This is a genomic window from Streptomyces turgidiscabies Car8, from assembly GCF_000331005.1.
Classification (GTDB): domain Bacteria; phylum Actinomycetota; class Actinomycetes; order Streptomycetales; family Streptomycetaceae; genus Streptomyces; species Streptomyces turgidiscabies.
This window is the reverse complement of the sequence record NZ_AEJB01000517.1, coordinates 1-1,018: the sequence shown is the minus strand read 5'-3', so window position 1 is coordinate 1,018 and position 1,018 is coordinate 1. Positions and strand designations below refer to the sequence as shown.

Annotated in this window: 1 protein-coding gene; it reads right to left on the bottom strand. The window is 64.9% G+C overall.

Annotated features, from left to right (window positions below; genetic code table 11):
• Window positions 1-54: 54 nt before the first annotated feature.
• Entirely contained in the window at window positions 55-414 is a 360-nt protein-coding gene (locus STRTUCAR8_RS37940) for a hypothetical protein (RefSeq protein ID WP_044473580.1), read from the bottom strand.
• Window positions 415-1,018: the final 604 nt, after the last annotated feature.

Here is a 1,018-nt window from a genome sequence, read left to right as displayed (position 1 = left end):
CTCACCGCGTGCCGTGCCGGCCGGGGCGCGGCGGCGGCTCAGCGGGTCGGCGGGTCAGTGGTCGGAGTACCTGAAGTCGCCCACGGTCCAGGCGCTGACGTCCTCGATCGCGATGCGGTACATCCCGCCCGTCTCCGGGATCCCCACCGTGCCCTGCAGGATCCGGGCGACATGGAAGTGCAGATGCGTGGGCGGGCCCTCCTTCTTGGCGGGGGCGTTGAACACGGCGGAGAACTCGCCCAGTTGATCGGAGTCGGTCAGTACCTCCGACACCCTCCGCCGCCACACGGCTTCGGGAGCCAGTCGACCGGTGATGACAGCACCACCGGTGACCACGGTCAGGGACATCTGATTGCTTCGCCCGGACTCCACAAGGGCGGCGATGTCAACGATCAGGTCGTCAGGCTTCGGCATGGCATCGGATTCTATGCAACGGCCCGTCCGGGTGGCTCGGGCGGTGACACCCAGGTGGACCGGCCCCTCTCCGCCGATCAGCCCACAGGCGATTACCTCATCGTCGAGCTCATCAAAATCTATGCTCGCCGGAGTAGACATTGGCGGCTCGGGTCATTATGGTTTCTCTCGTAGCCGAGATCGAGCGAGGCCTGGCAGACACGAACTGCCGGGCAGTGGTACCGCAGTTGCAGTTCGCAGGACGGTGCGGTGGTGGAGTTCCGAAGCCAGGGTTGTCGTAGGTCGGCGACGGGACTGACGACCGGACCGGGTGGCCCGCGGTGATCAGGGGCCGCCATGAGCAGTACCAGCACGGCAGTACCAGCAGTACGCAGTTCCTGTTCGATAGGTTGTTGACCCAGAGGGAAGAACGGAGGAGTCGAGCGCCATCAGGATCGCCCGGGCGGAAGCTGGGCCCGGGTACCGCAGGACATCGATAGGTAGGTGGTCTCCGGTCATACATCCGCGATCCCCGCACTCACGTCGGCAAATCAGACATTCGTGCGGAAAAAGAAGGCCGGTGCAGTAGTAGGGCCGGCAGATGGTGTTTGCAGTTCCTTCGGGG